At 31.8% G+C, this 15,631-nt stretch carries 11 protein-coding genes and 1 pseudogene; 3 read left to right on the top strand and 9 right to left on the bottom strand.

Annotated elements, in window-relative coordinates:
• Positions 1–133: 133 nt before the first annotated feature.
• Positions 134–692, bottom strand: a pseudogene (locus H0I29_RS05845) (transposase).
• Between the two features lie 171 nt (positions 693–863).
• Positions 864–3,689 carry a sialidase family protein gene (locus H0I29_RS05840; RefSeq protein WP_218754739.1) on the bottom strand — a complete coding sequence of 942 codons (2,826 nt, stop codon included), beginning with the start codon at positions 3,687–3,689 and terminating at the stop codon, positions 864–866.
• Between the two features lie 165 nt (positions 3,690–3,854).
• Here H0I29_RS05840 and H0I29_RS05835 point away from each other — a divergent pair, with 165 nt between their 5' ends.
• Together H0I29_RS05835 and H0I29_RS05830 are read left to right on the top strand one after the other, a co-directional pair.
• Complete coding sequence (locus H0I29_RS05835) at positions 3,855–5,180, top strand: DEAD/DEAH box helicase (protein ID WP_218731910.1); 1,326 nt, start codon at positions 3,855–3,857, stop codon at positions 5,178–5,180.
• Positions 5,181–5,747: 567 nt separating this feature from the next.
• The gene (locus H0I29_RS05830) at positions 5,748–7,040 is read left to right on the top strand and encodes an aminopeptidase P family protein (protein WP_218754738.1); all 1,293 of its coding nucleotides are present in this window, start codon (positions 5,748–5,750) and stop codon (positions 7,038–7,040) included.
• Positions 7,041–7,105: 65 nt separating this feature from the next.
• Here H0I29_RS05830 and H0I29_RS05825 read toward each other — a convergent pair whose 3' ends face one another.
• The 7 genes from H0I29_RS05825 to H0I29_RS05795 form a co-directional block, all read right to left on the bottom strand.
• Positions 7,106–8,128, bottom strand: coding sequence for a cytochrome-c peroxidase (locus tag H0I29_RS05825; protein ID WP_218754737.1), 1,023 nt, complete (start codon positions 8,126–8,128; stop codon positions 7,106–7,108).
• 67 nt (positions 8,129–8,195) lie between these two features.
• Complete coding sequence (locus tag H0I29_RS05820; protein WP_218754736.1) at positions 8,196–9,068, bottom strand: MbnP family protein; 873 nt, start codon at positions 9,066–9,068, stop codon at positions 8,196–8,198.
• A 39-nt stretch (positions 9,069–9,107) separates the two neighbouring features.
• Positions 9,108–11,093, bottom strand: a complete 1,986-nt coding sequence (locus tag H0I29_RS05815; RefSeq protein ID WP_218754735.1) for a TonB-dependent siderophore receptor — start codon at positions 11,091–11,093, stop codon at positions 9,108–9,110.
• Between the two features lie 4 nt (positions 11,094–11,097).
• Positions 11,098–12,021, bottom strand: coding sequence for a hypothetical protein (locus H0I29_RS05810; protein WP_218754734.1), 924 nt, complete (start codon positions 12,019–12,021; stop codon positions 11,098–11,100).
• 319 nt (positions 12,022–12,340) lie between these two features.
• Positions 12,341–12,706: a hypothetical protein gene (locus H0I29_RS05805; protein WP_218754733.1), complete on the bottom strand. Its 366-nt coding sequence runs from the start codon at positions 12,704–12,706 to the stop codon at positions 12,341–12,343.
• 77 nt (positions 12,707–12,783) lie between these two features.
• Positions 12,784–13,788 (bottom strand): sugar kinase, encoded by a 1,005-nt coding sequence (locus tag H0I29_RS05800; protein ID WP_218731903.1) that lies wholly within the window; start codon positions 13,786–13,788, stop codon positions 12,784–12,786.
• 79 nt (positions 13,789–13,867) lie between these two features.
• A complete protein-coding gene (locus H0I29_RS05795) occupies positions 13,868–14,647 on the bottom strand; it encodes an alpha/beta fold hydrolase (RefSeq protein ID WP_218754732.1) in 780 nt (259 codons plus the stop codon).
• Between the two features lie 168 nt (positions 14,648–14,815).
• Here H0I29_RS05795 and ppk2 point away from each other — a divergent pair, with 168 nt between their 5' ends.
• The gene (gene ppk2, locus H0I29_RS05790) at positions 14,816–15,616 is read left to right on the top strand and encodes a polyphosphate kinase 2 (protein ID WP_218731901.1); all 801 of its coding nucleotides are present in this window, start codon (positions 14,816–14,818) and stop codon (positions 15,614–15,616) included.
• Positions 15,617–15,631: the final 15 nt, after the last annotated feature.

The raw sequence follows: 15,631 nt of genomic DNA, 5'->3' as shown, positions 1-15,631 counted from the left end.
TTCCGGCACTCGTTAAAAACGAGCGCTAGCGATTAAGTCCTCTAAAATGATGTGCTCTCACAAGCTGGTGCTCGTTTGTAACGAGTACCCACAAGGATTTTCTATCTTCGTTCACACTATTATCTTTAGTTTTTTAACCTAAAAAACCAGTTTCATCTATTTCTAAAACGGTATGGTCATCTTGAAAATTTCTTGCACTAGAATATTTCCAATCGATTGAGTTTGTTACAAAACCAAGCTCAATAGGGTTGTTGTGAATATAATCTATTTTTTGCTTGATTACTTTTTCGCTCCACAATTCTATTGGTTTATTGTGATGTTGCCAAAATTGATATTTAGTTACATTCGCTTTCTCTTTCCCTGCTTTTTCAAATAACCAAAGTAACAACTCTTTTCTACTTTCCTGTGGATTGTTCTTTATAGCTTCAATTATTTTTTTTGCGGTATGTTTTTTTAAGTCTCGTAGCAGCTCCATAGGTTGCTCATTAGAGGATCTAAATAATAGGTGTACATGACTAGGCATAAAACAATAAGCATACAGTTCCATACCTTTTTTTCGCCCTACAAAAATCGATGCTTTTTGCTAATACATCAAAATATACTTGTCTTGTAAAGATTTCTATCCAGTTTACAGTAGCAAAACTTACAAAATATAAAGCAGATTTGTTGTGAAACTTATATTTTCGACTCATAGCTTATCAAAAATACAAAAAAATAATTTTGAATGTTCTCATTGTTGCCGGCACTCGTTAAAAACGAGCGCTAGCGATTAAGTAGTCTAAAATGATGTGCTCTCACAAGCTGGTGCTCGTTTGTAACGAGTACACGTTATAATTTTTTTATTGTTTAAAAACCTAAGTAAATTATTCTACCTCAAAACTTGTTTTTTCTTCACCAATTTTAACGGTATATTTTCCTTTAGATAAATAATATACATCGTTATTTCCTTTTTCAATTTCAGATTTTTTATTAGCTTTCTTAAAGTCTTTCAATCCTTTTTTAGAAAAAGAAACATCATAAACAACTTCGTTATATCCTTTGTCTGCAGTAATAAAAATTGAATTTACCTTTACGTTTCCAGAGAAAATATCTAACGTTATTTTTTTATCAATATTTACATAAAAAGGAATTTTAACTTCTGGTGTACTTGCTTTTCTCCATTGACTTCTAGAGCTTCCCCATCTTTTACTTTTTTTAATATTATCTACATTAAAAAGCGCAATAGGCTTTGCTAAAACGCTATCATTCATTTTTTGTATTGCAGTAATATTGGTTTTATATAAACTACGTCCGTGTGTTGCAACAATTAAATCTTTTGCTGTTGGTTGAATCACTAAATCATGTACAGCAACATTGGGTAATTCTTTACTAAAAGCATTCCAAGAAGTTCCGTTGTTAAAAGAAACATAGAGTCCGTTATCTGTACCTAAATACAATATGTTTTCGTTCTCTGTATCTTCTTTAATTACGTTTACAGAAGAGGTAGGGATTGTGTTTCCAATATTTGTCCAAGTTTGTCCGTAATCATCAGACATGTACACATAAGGTGTAAAATCATCAAAACGGTAGCCGTTTAAAGTTGCATATACACGCTCTTTTTTAAATTTAGAAGCAATTACTCTAGAAACCCATAAATCTTGTGGAAGATTGTTAGAAATTTTGGTCCAGCTTCCGCCTCCGTTAGTTGTTAAGCTAATAACACCATCATCAGACCCTGTATAAATTAACCCAAATTGAAACGGACTTTCAGAAATAGAAGTTAAGGTTCCGTAAGCAACATTTCCTTCTTTTCCGCCGTTTGTTAAATCATCTGAAATTGTTTCCCAAGTATCACCTTGGTTTAAAGAACGGTGTAATTTATTTCCTCCTAAATATAAAATATCTTGGTTGTGCTTAGATAAATGAATTGGAGTTTGCCAGTTAAATCTGTAAGGTTTTGCGCCTTTTTCTGGTTTTGGTTGAATGTATATGTTTTCTTCAGTTTCTAAATTAATACGGTAATAATTACCAAATTGATATCCTGTATACACAATATTATGGTTTCTGTTGTCTACCTGAACATGCATTCCGTCTCCACCCATAATTGACTTAAAAGGATTTTGTCCAGATTGATGCCATGCTTTATCTATTTTTGCATTATGTGGACCAAACCAAACACCATTGTCTTGCAAACCGCCGTAAACATTATAGTTTTTTTCATTATCTACATTTACAGAATAAAATTGCCCAACGGCAGCGTTGTTTAATTTTATCCAGCTTTCTCCATCATCATAAGAAATATTTAAACCACCATCATTTCCTTCTACTAAATGACCTGGTTTTTTAGGATTTACCCACAATGCTTGATGATCTGAATGTATATTTTCTCTACTGATGGAAGAGAATGTTTTTCCGCCATCTTTAGATTTTATAATGCCAATACCTAAAACATAAATGCTGTTTTCATCTTCTAAATTCACTCTAATTTCTCCAAAATAATACCCGTAAGAACTGTTGACTCCGTCTAAATATTCAGTGTGTGTTTTTTTCCAAGAAGTTCCTCCATTAGTTGTTTTAAAAACTTCGGCACCAATTACAGGTTCTTCAAAAGCTATTGCCATTTCATCGTCTAAAAAAGCCATTAGTTCCTTTGGCTTTAAACCTCCTGGTCTTAACAATTGTTTTGCGTTTTCAGCTCTAAATTTTTCTCTAAAACCATACTCTTTTAAATAGTTGTCTAAAGTTTTATTTCTAAGTGCTAAAACATCTGCAGACGATAAATTCTCAAATTGCTCTTTTGTTAAATTGTAAGCAGTCGTTTTCTTTTTCGCTTCTCTTCTATATTGGCTGTCATGCAGAGCATATACAGTGTTAGCATTAAAAACGGCTAATCCAATTCTACCAACACCATCTCCAGTAGGAAAACCACTATTATCAGCAATTTTTGTCCAAGAATTACCTGCATCGGTACTTTTGTAAATAGCAGAATTTTTTCCGTTTCCAACAAAATTCCATGCTTTGCGTTCTCTTTCCCAAGAAGCTGCATACATAACATTGAAGTTTTCTGGAGCAACATCAACATCTATAATACCGGTGTCTTCATTAATAAATAAGGTTTTATTCCATGTTTTTCCTCCATCTGTAGTTTTAAAAATTCCTCTTTCTTCATTTGAAGAGTATAAATGTCCAATAGCACCAACAATAACTTCATCAGAATTATTTGGGTTAATCAAAATTCGACCAACATGATGAGAATCTGGTAACCCAACATTTTGCCAAGTTTCGCCTTTATCTGTAGATTTTAAAATTCCAATTCCGGCATAAGAAGAGCGTGAAGAATTATTTTCTCCTGTACCTACCCAAATGGTTCCAGTTTTCCAATCTACGGCAATATCACCAATATTTTGGGTTGGAGCATTGTCTAAAACAGGTGTAAGCGTTGTTCCGTTGTTGTTTGTATACCACAGTCCTCCAGAAGCATACCCTACATAAAATTCGGTTGTATTGTTTGGGTTTACATCCATATCTACCACACGACCACTCATTACTGTGGGGCCAATATTGGTAAATTCAACATTTTTTACCAAAGAAGAGTTCATCATTTGAGACTTTTTCTCTAAGGATTGTTGAGTGATATCTGAACTTGTTACTGTTTGTGCAATTAAAAATCCTGAAAGAAAGAGTGTTGCAAAAGTGAAAATAGACTTCATAAAAAGTAAGGTTTGTTTTAAGGTGATGAAATTACTACATGTAAAATCAATATCAAAAAAATTAACATAAAAAGGAATTTTAAGAAAAATTCAACTTCAATTTTAAACAACGTATCTTTGTAGGCTGAAACAACTACATAAAGTTGCATTCAAAAAAGTATTTTTATGACATTTAAAGATTTAGGTTTATCTGCTGCATTAGTAAAAGCAGTTGAAGAAAAAGGATATACCAAACCATCCCCAATACAAGAAAAAGCAATTCCACATATTTTAGAAGGTAAAGATATTTTAGCTTCTGCACAAACAGGAACAGGGAAAACAGCTGGTTTTACATTACCAGTTTTACAACATTTAGCTGAAACAAAGCATCCAAAATATAGACCTTTAAGAGCGTTAGTGTTAACGCCTACAAGAGAATTAGCGGCGCAAGTACATGATAATGTAAGAGAGTATAGTAAATATGTAAACATAAAATCTGCTGTAATTTTTGGTGGAGTGAATGCAAAACCACAAATAGCAACCCTAAGAAGTGGTGTAGATATTTTGGTAGCTACACCAGGTAGATTATTAGATTTACACAGTCAGAAAGCGGTTTCTTTTAACAGAATTGATGTTTTAATTTTAGACGAAGCAGACAGAATGTTAGATATGGGTTTTGCAAGAGACCTAAATAAACTGATTAGTTTTATGCCTGCAAAGCGTCAGAATTTGATGTTTTCGGCAACTTTTTCTGCTGATATTAAAAAATTAGCGTCAGGTATTTTAAATAATCCTGTCTCTGTAGAAGCAGAGCCACAGAATTCTACGGCTAAAAAAGTTACTCATAATGTTTATAAAGTTGATAAAGGCCAAAAAACAGAGTTTACGATTAAGTTGATAAAAGACGGAAATTGGAACCAAGTTTTAATCTTTACAAGAACAAAGCATGGAGCTAATAAATTAACCGAGAAATTGATTAAAGCAGGTATTTCTGCAGCAGCAATTCATGGAAATAAGAGTCAGGGTGCAAGAACTAAAGCGTTAAGAAACTTTAAAGACAACACCATTAAGGCATTAGTTGCTACAGATATTGCAGCACGTGGTTTAGATATTCCTTTATTGCCTCATGTTATTAACTTTGAGTTACCAAATGTACCAGAAGATTATGTGCATAGAATTGGTAGAACGGGTAGAGCAGGAGCAGCTGGAGAAGCAATTTCTTTAGTTTGTAGTGAAGAAACTGAGTACCAAAACGAAATTGAAAAATTACTAAAAGAGAAATTAAACACTTCTATTGTAGAAGGTTTTGAACCTACAGATACGGCAGCTCCTAAAAGGGCAGCAACGCAAAGTAAAGGATCTTTTGGTAAGAAAACTAGATCTTCTAATGGAGGATCTTCTCAAGGAGATAAACCAAAAAATAAACCTCATTTTAAAGGAAATAAACCAGCAGGTTCTACTTCTGGAAGAGGAAGAACTGGAGCACCAAAAAAGAAACGTTTTAGAGATTAATTTTTCTAATTTACACGAATTTTATTGTCCTACAAGGTTGTTAACCTTGTAGGATTTTTATTTTTAGAGAAGCATTAATGTATTTTACTTCTGTACAATACCATTCGATTTGTCATTTCGAAATGAGTTTTTTTAGTGATTTATAAATCTTCTACACAGTTTGTATTTTCGACCTTTTGGGAGAAATTACATGAAGTTAGTTAGGCATTGTGGTATCACTGTTATGTGATTTCTCAATACTTCGAAATGACAATTGTTAGGATTTATTTGCGTTAGGGAGTACTCATCCTTTTTTATTATTGTTGAAATCGTGAATGTTTTGCATTTGTAATGGCATCCTTTTTGATTTTTTTGCAAAAAGATATAACCTTTCGACTTCGCTCAAGATAAACTACAAGCCCGTTCGAATGCAAAAAAAAAATAAATATAAGGGGTGTTTTTAGTTTTTGAATATAGAGTCAAATTTAATAAGTAAACTTGTTATAAGAGATTTTTATATTTTATGAGTGTTGAATTTGTAGCCAACGAAATATTGCTACCTTTGTATTTCAACATAAATTCATCAGTATGAAATACGATAAAATAGACTCAAAATTATTTATAAAAAATCGAAAAAACTTTGCTGCTGCAATGAAGCCAAATAGTTTGGCTATTTTTAATTCTAATGACATTTATCCAATTAGTGCAGATAGTACAATGCCTTTTGAGCAACACAGAGATATCTTATATTTAAGTGGTGTAGATCAAGAGGAAAGTGTATTATTTTTGTTTCCTGATTGCCCTAATGAAGCTTACAGAGAAATATTATTTGTTAGAGAAACTAACGATCATATTGCGGTCTGGGAAGGAGCAAAATTAACAAAAGAAGCTGCTTTTGAAACAAGTGGAATTAAAACAGTTTTCTGGTTGCAAGATTTAGAGAAGGTATTGTTTGAACTTTCTACTTATGCAGATACTTTTTACATTAACACAAACGAACATTATAGAGCAAATGTAGAAACGGAAACTCGTGAAGATCGTTTTACAAAGTGGCTATTGGCAAAATATCCTGCACATTCAGTTGCTAAAAGCAGCCCTATTTTACATAAATTACGTGCTGTTAAAGACCAAATTGAATTGGATTTAATGCAACATGCTTGTAATATTACTGAAAAAGGTTTTCGTAGAATTTTATCTTTTATTAAACCTGGTGTTTGGGAATATGAAATTGAGGCAGAATTGTTGCATGAATTTGTAAGAAATAGATCTAAAGGGTTTGCTTACACACCAATTATTGCTAGTGGTAATAATGCTAATGTTTTACACTATGTAGAAAATAATAAAGAATGTAAAGCTGGTGATTTAATTTTGTTTGATATTGCTGCTGAATATGGAAATTATAAAAGTGATTTGTCTAGAACTGTACCAGTTTCGGGGAAGTTTACAGACCGACAAAAAGCGGTTTATAATGCTGTAAACTATGTTAAGAAGGAAGCTACAAAATTATTGGTTCCAGGAACATTATGGAAAGAATATCATGTAGAAGTTGGTGATATTATGACTTCTGAATTATTAAAATTAGGTTTATTAGACAAGGCGGATGTAAAGAATGCTCCTAAAGATTGGCCTGCGTATAAGAAATACTTTATGCATGGTACAAGTCATCATATTGGTTTAGATACGCATGATTATGGTTTATTACACAAACCAATGGAAGCAAATATGGTGTTTACAGTAGAACCAGGAATTTACATTCCAGAAGAAGGTTTTGGTATTCGCTTAGAAGATGATGTCGTTGTTCAAGAAAAAGGAGAGCCGTTTAATTTAATGGGAAATATACCTATTGAAGCAGATGAAATTGAAGATTTAATGCAAAGTTAATTCTTTGAAATAAATATTTAAAAGCGAGTTTTACGACTCGCTTTTTTTATACTCTAAACTTCGTGTTATTGCCCAACAAATTCAGAATCACTTAATGTTGTTAGAAATGAAATAAGGTTCTCTTTTTCGTTTTCTGTAAGTGGAATTCTATTTCCATTATCTTTTAAAATTGGATCTAAATTATCGGCATCTAAAACACCATTGTCTAAATAATCTAAGACTTCTTTTAACGTAGCAAATTGACCAAAACTTCCATAAGGAGCAGTATATTCTATGTTACGTAAAGAAGGTACTCTAAAACGCATATAATCATCTATTTCTCCAGTAACTCTAGAGCGTCCGCCTTCTTCTGAATCAGGATTAATAGGGAAGCCAATGTTTCTAAAACTTTGGTCTGTAAACAATTCGGAACTATGGCAACTTGCACATTTGTCTTGAAAAGTTTGATATCCTTGTGCTTCTTCATCGGTATATTCTTCTCCCTCTTGTCTCTTTACTTTATCATATTTACTATTGGTAGAAATTAATGTATATTCAAACTGACCAATACTATTATAAATTCTATCGGCAGTAATTTCTTTATCACCAAAAGCATTATAAAATAAATTTAGATATTCTTCATCATTTTCAATTTTGCCAATAACCTCTAAAATAGAAGAGTCCATTTCTACGAAAGTAATAATAGGAACTAACGGTTGGTTTTCTAAAACCAGTTTATTGCCATCCCAATTATAAAATTGCATAAATGCCATATTTTGGATAGGAGGTGCGTTACGTAGCCCTATTCTACCTTCTATACCAATTCCTTTTTCGTTATGATCTGCAAAAGCATTTTCTTGCATATGACAACTAGAACAAGAAATTGTATTATCTGCACTTAACCTCTTTTCATTAAATAATTTTTTACCTAATTCAACTCCATATTTTGTAGGAACGTTGGCGTAAAATGAAGTATTTAATTCTGGAAAATTTACCGGAATACTTATTTTTATTTCTGGGTTGTCAAAAATAAAAGGCTCATAAACATCTTCTTTAGTACAAGATGAAATTAGCTGTATGATAAAGAAACTCAGTAGTATTTTTTTCATTTTCAATATTTAAAAAAAGAAAATAGAGCTGTCGTAAGTGAAATTTAAGACAGCTCTATTTTTAGGTTTAGTTTTCTACACTTTCTACAGAGAACATTCCTTTAATGTCTGTACCTCCATTACCTCCAATATTATCTACAAATTTCATCATTTCTGTAGCTGTATGAGCACTTGGCGTAGCATTGTTTGTAATATCTGCCGTAGAAACTAATGTTATTGTATTACTTTCTCCGCTTAAAAATTTATCAAAATCTGCTTTAATTTTAATTGTTGGTGCATTATTACCAACAACTGCAGATGTAGAAAGATCTAATGTAATATCTCTATAAGCATCAACACCTTGTGTGTAAGTGCTTTCTTCTCCGCTTGTACCTTCAACAGTACTTCCAGAGTGAAAAGATAATTCATTGTTTTCTGTACCATAAAAACCTTCAATTTTTGTAAAACGGTAACCTGTTCCCCATTCCCAATGCATTTCTGTATCATTTGCTCCTGCTGCTGCATAAAAATTAGGGAATTGTTCTTCATTTAAAGTATTTAATTCAGATTTTACTCCTAATCCAAATTTTATCTGCGTGTATTCATCCGAAGGAATATCTGTTAAAACATATTGTAAAGTTGCTGTTTTAGATTGATCTATAATAGTTGCTCCTTCATCTAAATTATTTACGTTATAAGGAAACTCATTACCCTCTACATCTATAAGACGAATGTTGCTAATTACATATTTTAATTCCTCAAAATGATGAACCTGCTCTTCAACAGAAGTATTTACAGTTGCATCTGTAGAGGTTGCATCTCCTAAAACAATTGTTGTTGCTCCAAATGTATTGTTAAATTCTAATGTTACGTCGTTGGCTACAGGAATACTATCTTCACTACAAGAAATTATTGATAATGAGACTAATGATGCTAAAAGGTACTTTTTAAAATTTTTCATTGTTTTTTAAATTTGTGATTATTAATTGATTGTGTTTGTTTAAAAATTGATTTTTAAAGACGTAAAAATGTTACGTCCCATTCTGGGGATGTTTCCCCAATCTGCGTAGGTGCTGTAATATTCATTAAACAGGTTTTCCGCACCTACTTGAAAAACTGTTTTGTAATTATTAATGTAAAAAGTATAATCTGCAGAAACATTAAAGTTTTTGTATGAAGGTGTTTCATCTTCTCCGTATTCTGGACTGTAATTATTTTGTTTGAAATCACCATTTAGTGCTGTTCCAAAACCGAAATTTTTATGAGAAAAATGCAATGAAGTTTGGTAACTCAACGGACGGATAAAAGGTAAGTTATTTTGATTATCATCTAAACCTCTCGCATACGTTAGTGTTCCTTTCCAATGCAAGTTTTCCAAAATATTGTACTTGGTATTTAGTGAAAAATTGAACAATGTTGCATAATCTAAAGAGGTGTATCCTTTTACACCTACAGATTGATAATTCATTGGACTCCCCAAACTTAAAATTCTTCCTATAATATAATTTTGAATATAGAAATAGTTTACTTTGGCTTGCACACTCAATTTTTCATTTTTAAAACCAGCACTTGCATTGGTTTCATAAGAAATTTCATTTTTCAAATCCGGATTTCCGATGTAATCGTACCGATCAAAACTATTATAAATATAATACCCATATGCTTCCGAAACCGAAGGTGCTCTGTGGCCATAACCACCACCAATAGAAAAATTAAAATCACCAACGTTTAAATTATAACTTGTATGTAAGTTTGGTAAAAACCTTGTTTTTTCTTGTGGTGTTCCTGGGTGAAAAATCCAATTGAATTCTACATATTTAGAATAATTGTAGTTGACACCTACAGAGCCTCCAAAACTTAGTTGACTTGCATCAGAAATATCCCATAAATTATTCATAGAAAGTCCTGCATAAGTTGTGGTAACCCATGGCCAGCTATAAGCAAACATGGTTCTTTCGCTTCTGTCTTGCGGATACATTCGCATTTCTGCAATCGATAAATTATTGTAGGAATTTAATTGCACTTCAGATGATAAATTGTCTTTTTGAAGATTTATTTTAGATACCAGACCATACGTTGTACTCCAACCAGGCATATCCATGTGAACCAAATTTTCTGGTCTTGTAGTATCATCCATATAATGTTCTACAGCATTAAAATACACTTTGGTATCCCAAACTTTTACAATTCCTTTTTCAAAAAATTGCTTGTATGCAACCGATGTAATTAATGCTCTAGACAAAGACAAATCCATTGGTAATGCTGGGAAACCAACATTCTTAGCTCTATCAAAAATTGCATCTACCCTTAGAGATGATAAATCACTAGTTTTGTAGGCAACTCCTAAAGAAGCATTCAGTTTTTCGAACTGAGAATGCTGTACTTCGTCATTATTACCGTCAGTATAATTTTCTGCTTTTCTGTTAGAGATACTTCCATCTATTACTAAGTTTTCAGAAGAATAAGAGGCGTTTGCAAGGTTAAAAAACTGTTTGTTATTAAACTCGAATCCTGTTTGGTAGGCACCTTTATAATTCTCCCCAATTGTAAATGCGGTACTTTTCCTTTTCAAATCGATGCTACCAGCAATTGTTGCTCCGTGCAAACTACCTTCTTGTCCTGATTTTATATCAATATCAGATAAATTATTACTTTCTACATAAGACGTTACCGGATCCATTTTATCGGTACAAGCGCCAAAAACGTGCATACCATCTATGGTAATTAAAGAACGCTCTGTACTCATATTATTAAGTAGAGGTTCCCATGCATAGGCACCACGCTTAATAAAACTGATATTGTCTGAAGAAGCTAAAAATTCATCAACAGAAACCGCCATTTTCATGTCTGTTTCTATTTTCTTTTTTTTAGCCGCTATAATTATTACTTCATCTAAGATGCCTCCTAAACTATCTTTTTTTTTCTCAACAGTTTGTGCATTTGCCAAGGTTGCTAATAATAGGATGGCTATTGTTATTGCTTTCATATTTTTAAAATAAGATATCAATATGAAGTTCACCTCTTTCTCCTTCTACTCCAGGAGTAAATTCGGTAGAAACTTCGTTTCCTTTTATTATTTGTTTATTTTCATCTTTTAAAATGAAGTTCAACGTCCAGTTCCCCGTCATGGTATAATTTACAACTCCATGGTACAAACCATCGCTTTCTTGGGATAAATCTTCATTATAAAGTGATGAATGATTTCCCATAGAAGGTTCTGGCATTCTTGGATCTAATAACAAGGTGTGATTTTCTACAGCTGAATACGAAAATTGCGTAACATCAGGAAATTCTCCTGCCGCATTAGCTGGCTTGTTGTATTTGTAAATACCAGCAACCAAATCGTTTTGTGCCACACGCGGACTTTGAGGTGCAACTAAAGCAATAAAATACTGCTCGTTATCATTGCCTGTAAAAGCCGTCATGTTTAGGTTCATATTTGTTTGCGCTTCTACAGTGATAACTTTATCGATAGATTGAGTTTCATTATTATCTGTAAAATCGATATACAACTGCCAATCTACTGTAGAGCTACTCTCATTTGTAAACACAACATATCCTTTGTAATACCCTTCCGTAGCATTGTATGTTAGATCATATTCGTGCGGACAAGAAGATTTGTTTCCATTTGCATCGGTCATAATTGGCAAAAAGGTAATTTGTGAACTCTCTATACTTTCACCGGTTTTTAAGCTGATGACTTTTAGATGAACTTCATTATAACCTTTATATAAAGTACCATTTAAAGCTTCTATGCTAATGTTATAATCTTCATTATTTATGGTAGTTACCTCTTCGAATTCAATATATTCTGTTGTTTCTACAATTAATTCCGCTTCGTAATCTGTTTTATCTAGCGTACAAGAAGTTATTACAATAGAAATTGCAATTACAATTATCTGTAAATGTTTCATTATTTTAGGACTGTTTTATTAAAAAACTGTTGAAAAAATAGTAGCAGCAAATAGGTGAACAATTATTCATTTTTAAGAAAGTATATTGCACATTATCAGCTAAACACAATTGCTATAATTGCATTTTTACTACTAAAAATAAATCGTTAGGAAACGCGCTTACCAAACACCGCGTAAAAAGCTTTTGTTAAAAAAAAAACTTAACTGTGCGTTGTTTTTTACTATTAATTATTTCTAATTGATAGCACATAATTAGAAGCCTAATTAAATTAATTAAGTACCAATTATTTGGTGTATTGCGTTTCTTAGTATGAAGAAATTAAACGAGTGGTGGGTGAAAAACAACATCCGTATAATGGAATTTATAGGTGTTATTATATGAAGTACTTATTTTTAAATTTTCATCTTTAGATAAAAGAACAGAATCATTATGAGTTGTTTCTTGAAAATAAACGATAGAAATTTCTACTTTAAAAGATTGGTTTTTTTCATTACCATTTTCAGAATCTCCTGCCTTCACAATCTGTTTTGCTAAATGACATTTTCCGTTACACTGTAACTCTGGAGTTTCTATGTTTTCACAAAGTTCATTTTTAATATAATCGTAAAAAGCAGCATATTCCAATAATGGAAGCAAGGGCTTAGAAAGCAAGAATAACGATAAAAAGATTGCTGCTATTTTCACAATGCAAATATCTTATTTTTTTATAAAACTTCCTAAGGTTAATAATCTTATAAAAAATCGGTTATATTTTTAGTTTTTTATCGCTGCAATCTACCTGTGGTGTTTCCTTCTAGAATACTCATTACTTCTTTTTCATTTGCGTAATTAATATCACCTAAATAGGTATGTTTAATGGCACACGCTGCGCTACCAAATTCCATAGCTTTATAGTCATCAAATTTTTGTAAACCATGAATTATTCCGGCAGCAAAAGCATCACCAGTACCAATTCTGTCTACAATATGTGTTATGTCCAAATCTTGGGTTTCTTTAAATTCTTTACCATTCCACATTCTTGCTCTAATTTTATGCCAAGAAGAATTGATAGAAGTTCTTATTTTATCAAATACTTTTTCTATGGTAGGGTACTTCTCCATTAACTGTTTACTAGCTTCAATAAAATCGTCGTTAGAATAAGAGAAATTAGTTTCTAAAAGTTCATTTATTTCATTTACACCACCAATAAAAACGGTAGAATAATTCACTAATTCAGATAGAACTTCTTTTGGAGTGCCTCCCCATTTCCATAAACCACTTCTGTAGGTAGGATCCACAGAAATTCCCATACCTTTTTTTTGGGCAAGGATTAATCCTTCTTTTAAAGTTTCATAACCACCTTTACAAAGTGCAGGAGTGATACCTGTCCAATGAAACCATTTTCCTTTTTTTAAAGATTTTTCCCAATCTACCATTTCTGGTTGAATTTCAGAAAAAGAAGAGTGAGATCTATTATAAGAAATAGAACTCGGTCTCATAACAGCACCAACTTCTAAAAAATAAACACCTAAAGGTCTGCTAGAACGAACAATTGCAGAAGTACTAACGTCAAATTTTCTTAGAAAAGAAATAGCGGTATCACCTATAAAATCATCAGAAACACATGAAATATGTTTTACATCTTGTCCAAAATTGGCTACAGAAATACCAACATTTAATTCTGTACCACCAAAATAAAATTCTACTTGGTTAGATTGAATAAATTTTTTGTTTCCTGAAGGCGAAATTCGCATTAAAACCTCTCCAAATGTAATTATCTGATTCATAATAAAAATGTTTATAAGGTAAATATACCTCATAAAAATTTATTAAAAAAGTGTTTTACACGGAATTAAATGAATGAAATTATAAAGATGTAATAAAACGGATTGTTTGGTTGTTAAACATTTCTGGCTGTTCTACATTTACCACATGACCGCAATTTTCAATTACAAAAAGTGATGCTGTAACATGTTTAGAAACAATGTTTTTTATAGAAGGTAAAAACAAATGATCTTCGGCTCCCATTACATATAATGTAGGGATTTTAATATCTTTTGTTCTAAAAAAACGTAATAAAGGGTTTATTTCTGATGTTAATTTAAACCAACGTAAAAATTCTTTTTGATATAATTTTTTCGCTTCGTTTACAAATAGTAATCGAGAGTTTTTATGATTTTTCTTTGGCATAATAATAAAGGCAAAGAGCTTGTAAAGCATCATATAAGGCACTACAGATTTAAAGATATTACCTACTTTCATTAATACTTGAGAGCGGAAATTCATTTTTATAATAGCACCACCCATAATCATGCTTTTTACCATTTCTGGTCTTTTTTCTGCAAGATTTCTAATTAAAATAGTACCTAAAGAAATACCAATAAAATGAGATTTTTTAATTTTTAAATAATCAATCACTTCAACAATATCTGCCGTAATAGAATCGAAAGTATATTTTGCTTTAAACGTATCTTTTAGTGTTGGTTTGCTATCTCCATGACCACGTAAATCTAAGATTAAAACGTTAAAATGTTTTCTAAAATCTCTTACTTGTTTAAACCAAATAGAACTACTTCCTCCGGCTCCATGAACAAAAGTAACCCATTCTTTAGAGGTTGTATGCGGATATGAATAGTAGTTTAGCAAATAGTTGTTTTTGATATCTATTAAAAATTGAAGTGCAAAAATAAGACTTTTAATTTTGATGTAATTTTTAGTGCTTTTTTTAAGCGATATTATTTATAATTAATTTAAAATAGCACTACTAAAAATAAATGTATTTCATATTTTTTTGAATTTTCGTAGATTGCGTAGATGGATAAAGAAAAGAAGGTTAGCACTAAGAAAAAGAAATTTAATTACGACGAAGAATTAAAAATATTGCACACAGAATTGGTGCACATGCAAGAGTGGGTTAAAAGCCAAGGTTTAAAAGTAGTCGTTCTTTTTGAAGGAAGAGATGCTTCTGGTAAAGGAGGAACTATAAAACGTTTTACAGAGCCTTTAAACCCTAGAATTTGTAAAGTGGTTGCATTGGGTGTGCCTACAGAAAAAGAAAAATCACAATGGTATTTTCAGCGTTACGTGCAATATTTACCGGCTGCAGGAGAAATTGTGTTGTTTGATAGAAGTTGGTACAATAGAGCAGGAGTAGAGAAGGTAATGGGCTTTTGTACAAATGATGAATATGATGAGTTTTTACGTTCTTGTCCAGAATTTGAACGTATGTTAGTAAGATCTGGCATTATTGTTTTAAAATATTGGTTTTCTGTTAGTGATGAAGAACAAGAAAGACGTTTTAAAAACCGTATTTCTAATCCTTTAAAACGTTGGAAATTTAGTCCGATGGATTTACAATCTCGTTCGCGATGGTTAGAGTATTCTGAAGCAAAAGATAAAATGTTTGCCCATACAGATACAAAGCAAGTGCCTTGGTTTGTCGTAAATTCTGATAACAAAAAGAAAGCGAGACTAAATTGTATCAGTCATATGTTAAGTAAGATTCCTTATGAAAAAATGGATATAAAACCAATTGAACTTCCGCCTTTACCAGACAGTAAAGCCTATGTAAGACCACCAATGGATTACCAAACTTTTGTGCCAGAAAAATTTTAGTTTATAAATGCAAAA

Source organism: Polaribacter sp. R2A056_3_33 (genome assembly GCF_019278485.1).
GTDB lineage: Bacteria > Bacteroidota > Bacteroidia > Flavobacteriales > Flavobacteriaceae > Polaribacter.
Note: the sequence above shows the minus strand (reverse complement) of the source record. Positions and strands in the feature narration are given on the sequence as shown.